At 56.9% G+C, this 7622-nt stretch carries 3 protein-coding genes; all 3 read left to right on the forward strand.

Translation table 11 applies throughout. From position 1 onward, the window contains the following. The first annotated feature begins 94 nt into the window (after positions 1–94). Positions 95–2854, forward strand: coding sequence for an MFS transporter (locus tag PKC81_RS11530; RefSeq protein ID WP_324336213.1), 2760 nt, complete (start codon positions 95–97; stop codon positions 2852–2854). Positions 2855–2867: 13 nt separating this feature from the next. Next, positions 2868–6605, forward strand: coding sequence for a nitrate reductase subunit alpha (locus PKC81_RS11535; protein WP_324336215.1), 3738 nt, complete (start codon positions 2868–2870; stop codon positions 6603–6605). Continuing rightward, on the forward strand, positions 6602–7622 hold a 1021-nt coding region (gene narH / locus PKC81_RS11540), incomplete at its 3' end, for a nitrate reductase subunit beta (RefSeq protein WP_324336217.1). The genes PKC81_RS11535 and narH, both read left to right, overlap by 4 nt.

Genomic DNA, 7622 nt, shown 5'->3' on the forward strand with positions numbered 1-7622 from the left:
GACACCTCGATTTTTGACCATGATCAGGCCTGCGTGATTTTGACGGGTTTGCCAGGTGCAGGTTGATCCACATCAACAAACCCAGCGGATAAGAATGCAGACCAGAACCAGATTTCTCTCGCCGCAAAAGGGGCTGGTCATGGTTGCATCAACGGTTTCGTCAAAACAGCAGCAAGGGGCGCTGTGGCTGAGCACCGGAGCGTTCACAGTCTGCTTTGCGGTTTGGACGATTTTTGCGATCATCGGGATCGAGATCAAGGCTGAGCTCGGCTTGAATGACACCCAATTCGGGCTGCTAGTGGGAACGCCGATCCTGACAGGTTCTCTTGTCCGTGTATTTCTCGGAATCTGGACCGACCAATATGGTGGGCGACTGGTGTTCCCGCTGACGATGCTTGCTTCTGCGGTTTCGACCTTCCTGCTGTCTTATGCCGATACCTACATTCTAATGCTTGTAGCCGCTTTGGGGCTTGGGTTGGCAGGTGGCGGGTTCGCGGTTGGTGTCGCCTATGTCTCCAAATGGTTCCCACAGGAAAAACAGGGCACTGCGCTCGGCTTTTTCGGCATGGGCAATGTGGGTGCAGCGGTGACCAAATTTGTTGCTCCGTTCGTAATGGTTGCGATGGGCTGGACGGCAGTTGCGCAAATATGGGCCGCTGCATTGGCTGTGATGGCGGTCATTTTCTTCGTTCTGGCAAAAGACGATCCAGACTTTGCTTCACGCAAGCATAGCGGCGTTAAGCCCAAGTCGCTGGCCGAACAGTTGGAACCTCTCAAGCATCAGCAGGTCTGGCGTTTCTCGCTCTATTACTTTTTTGTCTTCGGGGCCTTCGTCGCGCTTGCGTTGTGGTTGCCCAAATATCTGAGCGAGGTCTATCATGTTGACGTGAAGGTTGCGGGCATGCTCGCCGCCATTTTCTCGCTCTCGGCCAGCCTTTTCCGCGCTTATGGTGGAATGCTGTCGGATAAATATGGCGCGCGCAAAATCATGTACGCCACCTTTGGCGTGTCGATGCTCTGCCTGTTCATGCTGAGCTATCCGTCAACCGATTATGTCATTCATGGAATTAAGGGCGACATCGCCTTTTCGACCTCAATGGGGCTCGTACCGTTCGTGATCACGGTGTTCGTGCTCGGTTTCTTCATGTCGCTGGGTAAGGCTGCGGTCTACAAACATATCCCGGTTTATTATCCCGATCATGTCGGCTCCGTTGGCGGTATGGTGGGCATGGTCGGCGGCCTGGGTGGCTTTGTGCTTCCCATCGTCTTTGGTGTCGTCAGCGATCTCACCAATATCTGGACCAGCTGCTTCATGGTGCTTTTCGCGCTGGTGGTTGTGGCGCTCGGCTGGATGCACATGGCGATCCGTCAGATGGAACAGAAAGCCAGCGGTATTGATGCGCGTAGCCTTCCGCAATTCCCCGAAATGGCCGAACTGCACGATCCGGCCAAACATGCCGCAGGCGAAACGCGCGTACTGGAGGAATGGAAACCCGAAGATGCAAATTTCTGGGAAGCCACAGGCGAACGTATCGCACGGCGCAACCTCTACATCTCGATCCCGGCACTCTTGCTCGCCTTTTCGGTGTGGATGGTCTGGTCGATGGTTGTCGCAAAGTTGCCGCTGATCGGGTTCGACTACACGACTGACCAGCTTTTCTGGCTGGCGGCGCTTCCGGGGCTGTCGGGGGCGACCTTCCGGATATTCTACAGCTTCATGGTGCCGATCTTCGGCGGGCGGCTGTGGACGACGCTGAGCACGGCTTCGCTGCTGATTCCAGCTTTTGGAATCGGTTATGCAGTGCAGAACCCGGAAACGCCGTACATCATCTTCCTGGTGCTAGCGCTTCTTTGCGGTTTCGGCGGTGGCAATTTCGCTTCTTCGATGTCGAACATCAGCTTCTTCTTCCCCAAGGCGCAGAAGGGCAATGCGATGGCCCTGAATGCAGGTCTCGGCAATCTGGGTGTGTCGGTGATGCAGTTCATCGTGCCTTTGGTGATTACCGCCAGCGTGTTCGGTGCGATGGGCGGTGACCCTCTGCCCAACAAAGAAGGCGGTGAGCTGTGGCTGCAAAATGCGGGTTTCATCTGGGTGCCGTTTATCATGGCGTCGTCGCTGCTGGCATGGTTCGGGATGAACGACATTGCCGATGCCAAGGCGAGCTTCGCCGAGCAGTCAGTGATTTTCCAGCGCAAGCATAATTGGCTGATGTGCTGGCTGTACACCGGCACCTTCGGTTCATTCATCGGCTTCTCGGCTGGCCTGCCTTTGCTCGCCAAGCACCAGTTCCCTGACGTCGACGTGCTGAAGTTTGTCTTCCTCGGCCCGCTGGTCGGCGCGATCAGCCGGGCTGCAACCGGCTGGGTATCAGACCGCTGGGGCGGTGGGCGAGTTACCTTCTGGGTGTTCGTCTTCATGATGATCGGTGTCGTCGGCGTGATGTACTTCCTGCAAGCCGGAAACTGGTGGGGCTTTCTCGGCATGTTCATCTTCATGTTCTTCGTCACGGGCGTGGGCAATGCCTCCACTTTCCAGATGATCCCCAGCATCATGCGCAGCGAAATCCCGCGCCTGATGCCCGAACTGAGCAAGCAGGAGCAGGTGCGGCAAGCCGAGAAGGAATCGGCCGCTATTGTCGGCTTCACTTCGGCCATCGCAGCCTATGGTGCCTTCTTCATCCCGAAAAGCTTTGGCAGCGCGATCGCGGCTACCGGAACGCCGATGGCGGCGCTGATTGGCTTTTTCATTTTCTACGCCAGCTGCGCCGCCCTGACCTGGTTTGTTTACACGAGACCGGGCGGGCTTCTCCATTCCATCGAACGCGCGCCCAGCGCCAAACTTGCAACCGCTTGAAAGGGCCAAGACCATGAGCCAACTTCTCGACCGCCTGACCTTCTTCAACCGGAAGCGTGCAACATTTTCTGATGGCCATGGGGTCACCACCAGCGAAGCGCGTGATTGGGAGGATGGCTATCACAAGCGGTGGCAGCATGACAAGATTGTCCGATCGACCCATGGCGTGAATTGCACCGGCAGTTGTTCGTGGAAGATCTACGTCAAGGGCGGCATTATCACCTGGGAAACGCAGCAGACCGACTATCCGCGCACACGCCCTGAACTGCCCAACCATGAACCACGCGGCTGCCCGCGCGGGGCGAGCTACAGCTGGTATATCTATTCGGCCCAGCGGCTGAAATACCCGCTGATCCGTTCACGCCTTGTGCGCTTGTGGCGCGAGGCCAGGCAGACGATGAGCCCCGTGGCGGCATGGACCGCGATTGTCGAGGATGAAAAGAAGCGGAAGAGCTACACCGCTATTCGCGGCCATGGCGGTTTCGTCCGCGCGCATTGGGAAGAGGTGACCGAGATCATCGCCGCCGCCAATGCTTATACGGCGAAGAAATATGGCCCCGACCGGATCATCGGCTTCTCACCGATCCCGGCGATGTCGATGGTCAGCTATGCAGCGGGTTCGCGCTATCTGTCTCTGCTCGGCGGCACCTGCATGTCATTCTATGACTGGTATTGCGATCTTCCGCCCGCCAGCCCGATGACCTGGGGCGAGCAAACAGACGTCCCCGAAAGTGCAGATTGGTACAATGCGGGTTTCCTGATGATGTGGGGCTCCAACGTCCCACAGACCCGCACCCCCGATGCGCATTTCATGACCGAAGCACGCTATCGCGGCACCAAGGTCGCGGTGGTGTCTCCGGATTATGCAGAGGCCACCAAGTTTGCAGATCTCTGGCTGAATCCAAAGCAGGGCACCGACGCGGCGCTCGCCATGGCGATCGGCCATGTCATCCTGCGCGAATATCATCTCGACCGGCAGGTTGAATATTTCGAGGACTATTGCCGCCGCTACACCGATTATCCGATGCTTGTCCGCTTAGTCGAAAAGAATGGCGCTTATGTGCCCGAACGGCTGCTGCGCGCGTCCGACCTGAAGGGCAATCTGGCCGAGAAGAACAATCCCGAATGGAAAACCGTCGCCATCGATGATGCCAGTGGCAAGCTGGTAGCCCCGTTGGGCTCGGCGGGGTTCCACTGGGGTGAAGAGGGCAAATGGAACCTTGAGGAAAAGGATGGCACAGGCGGTGATGTAAAACTGCGCACTACCTTCATCCTTGATGCGGATCGCGATGATGTGGTCGACGTTTCCTTCCCCTATTTCGGCAATCGCGAGCATGATCATTTCAAGGGCACCGACCATCCCGATGTGTTGAACCGTCGCGTCCCCGTCCGGCAGATCGAGACCAAAGAAGGGAGGACATTTGTTGCTACCGTCTTTGATCTATTCTGCGCCAATTACGGTCTCGATCGCGGGCTGGGTGGAGAGCATGTCAGCAGCGATTATAGCGACAATGTCCCGTACACTCCCGCTTGGGCCGAGAAAATTACCGGGGTCCCCGCTGAACAGATCATCACCGTAGCCCGCGAATTTGCAACCAACGCGGAAAAGACCAAGGGCAAATCGATGGTCATCCTCGGCGCCGGTCTGAACCACTGGTATCATATGGACATGAACTATCGCGGTATCATCAACATGCTGGTGATGTGCGGGTGCATTGGCCAATCGGGTGGCGGCTGGTCACATTATGTCGGGCAAGAGAAACTGCGCCCGCAGACCGGATGGGCACCTTTGGCCTTCGCACTCGATTGGGCTCGACCGCCGCGCCAGATGAACTCGACCAGCTTCTTTTACGCGCACACTGACCAATGGCGCTATGAAACACTGGACATTGACGAAATCCTGTCACCGACTGCGCCTGATGGCGATTGGTCAGGTTCGCTCATCGATTACAATGTCCGCGCCGAGCGCATGGGCTGGCTGCCCAGCGCGCCCCAACTGAAAACCAATCCGCTCGAAGTGGCAAAGGCTGCCAAGGTGGCCGGTATGGAAGCGAAAGACTATGTCGCCTCCGCATTGCAGACTGGCGAGCTTGAAATGTCGTGTCGCGATCCAGACGATCCAGCCAACTGGCCGCGCAACATGTTTGTCTGGCGTTCCAACCTGCTCGGTTCATCAGGCAAGGGGCATGAATATTTCCTCAAGCACCTGTTGGGCACGCAGCACGGTGTGCAGGGCAAGGATCTGGGCGAAACCGGTGCGCAAAAGCCGCAGGATGTCGTCTGGCATGATGATGCGCCACAGGGGAAACTCGATCTGCTGGTAACGTTGGATTTCCGCATGTCGACGACTTGCGTGTATTCGGACATCGTGCTGCCGACCGCCAGCTGGTATGAGAAGGACGATCTCAACACCTCGGACATGCACCCGTTCATCCACCCTTTATCAGCAGCAGTCGATCCGGTTTGGGAATCAAAGTCCGACTGGGAAATCTACAAAGCGATTGCCAAGAAATTCTCCGAAATTGCGCCCGAAGTTTTGGGTGTAGAAGAGGATGTCGTGCTGACGCCTATCCTGCACGACACGCCGGGTGAAATTGCACAAGCCTTTGATGTCGAGGATTGGGGCAAAGGCCAAACGCTGCCGCTACCAGGCAAGACAATGGCGAATGTTGCGGTCGTCACCCGTGATTATCCGAACCTCTATAAGCGGTTCACCGCACTAGGCCCGTTGATGGAAAAGGTCGGCAATGGCGGCAAGGGCATATCATGGAATACCGAGCCTGAAGTCGACCTGTTGCGCCGCCTGAACGGCGAAGTGGGCGAGGAGGGAGCGACCCAGGGCATGGCAAAAATCGACAGTGCCATTGACGCCTGTGAAGTGATCCTCAGCCTAGCACCCGAAACCAATGGTGAGGTTGCGGTTAAGGCCTGGGCGGCCTTGTCAAAAAACACCGGCCGCGATCACACGCATCTGGCGCTGCCCAAGGAAGAAGAGAAAATCCGTTTCCGCGACATACAGGCGCAGCCGCGCAAGATTATCTCCTCGCCTACATGGTCGGGTCTGGAAAGCGAGCATGTCTGCTACAATGCCGGTTACACCAATGTGCATGAGCTAATCCCTTGGCGCACGTTGACCGGGCGACAGCAGCTCTATCAGGATCATAAGTGGATGCGCGCCTTCGGCGAAGGTTTCTGCGTCTACCGTCCTCCGATCGATACTAAGGCCGTCAAACCGATGCTCGACGAGGCGAAGGATGCGCCGCATGTTATCCTGAACTTCATCACGCCGCACCAGAAATGGGGTATCCACTCCACCTATACCGATAACCAACTGATGCTCACACTATCTCGCGGCGGGCCGATTGTCTGGATGAGCGAGACGGATGCCGCCAAGGCGGGGCTGGTCGATAATGACTGGGTGGAGGCGTTCAATTCTAATGGTGCGCTCGTTGCTCGCGTGGTCGTTTCGCAGCGCATGAAAGAGGGAACGCTCTTCATGTACCATGCGCAGGAAAAAATCGTGAACGTCCCCGGTTCGCCGCTGACCGGCCAGCGCGGGGGCATCCACAACAGTGTGACCCGCGCAGTGCTCAAGCCAACGCACATGATCGGCGGCTATGTCCAGCAGAGCTACGGCTTCAACTATTATGGGACGGTCGGTTCCAACCGCGACGAATACGTCATCGTCCGCAAGCTATCAAAGGTCGACTGGCTCGAAGGCCCGGCAACCCATCTGGAGGCAGCAGAATGAAAGTTCGCGCACAAATCGGCAAGGTCTTGAACCTTGATAAATGCATCGGCTGCCACACCTGCTCGGTCACCTGCAAGAATGTTTGGACCAGCCGCGACGGCATGGAATATGCGTGGTTCAACAATGTCGAGACCAAGCCCGGTATAGGATACCCCAAGGACTGGGAAAACCAGAAGCGCTGGAACGGTGGCTGGGATGTGAAAGGCGGTCGGCTGAAGCCGCGCATGGGTGGCAAATGGCGGCTATTGTCGAAGATCTTCGCCAATCCCGATTTGCCTGAAATCGACGACTATTACGAACCCTTCACTTTCGACTATTCACACTTACAGCAGGCGAAGGAAAGTCAGGCCTTTCCAACTGCGCGACCCCGTTCGTTGATCACAGGCGAGCGGATGGAAAAAATCAATTGGGGCCCGAACTGGGAGGAAATCCTGGGCGGCGAATTTTCCAAGCGGTCGGAAGACTATAATTTCGAAGGCGTGCAGAAGGAAATTTACGGCCAGTTCGAAAATACCTTCATGATGTATCTGCCGCGCCTGTGCGAGCACTGCCTCAACCCCACCTGCGTTGCCGCTTGCCCGTCGGGGTCGATCTACAAGCGCGAGGAAGATGGCATCGTACTGATTGATCAGGACAAATGCCGCGGCTGGCGCATGTGCGTTTCGGGCTGCCCTTACAAAAAGATCTATTACAACTGGAAGACCGGCAAATCCGAAAAGTGCATATTCTGCTATCCGCGCATTGAAGCGGGACAACCGACAGTTTGTTCGGAAACCTGCGTCGGGCGCATCCGCTATCTGGGCGTGATGCTCTATGATGCGGACCGCATTGAGGAAGCAGCCTCTGCCGAAAATGTTGAGGACCTGTATCAGGCCCAACTCGACATCTTCCTCGACCCCAACGATCCGGCGGTTATCGAACAGGCGCGCAAGGATGGCGTGCCCGAAGCTTGGCTCGAAGCGGCGCGCCATTCGCCGGTGTGGAAGATGGCGATGGAATGGAAAGTCGCCTTCCCGC

It is taken from the genome of Sphingorhabdus sp. (assembly GCF_035329025.1).
Taxonomy (GTDB): domain Bacteria; phylum Pseudomonadota; class Alphaproteobacteria; order Sphingomonadales; family Sphingomonadaceae; genus Sphingorhabdus_B.

Coding starts and splice junctions, on each gene's coding strand:
- PKC81_RS11535 (WP_324336215.1), top strand. CDS start 2,868: ATGAGCCAACTTCTCGACCGCCTGACCTTCTTCAACCGGAAGCGTGCA.
- PKC81_RS11530 (WP_324336213.1), top strand. CDS start 95: ATGCAGACCAGAACCAGATTTCTCTCGCCGCAAAAGGGGCTGGTCATG.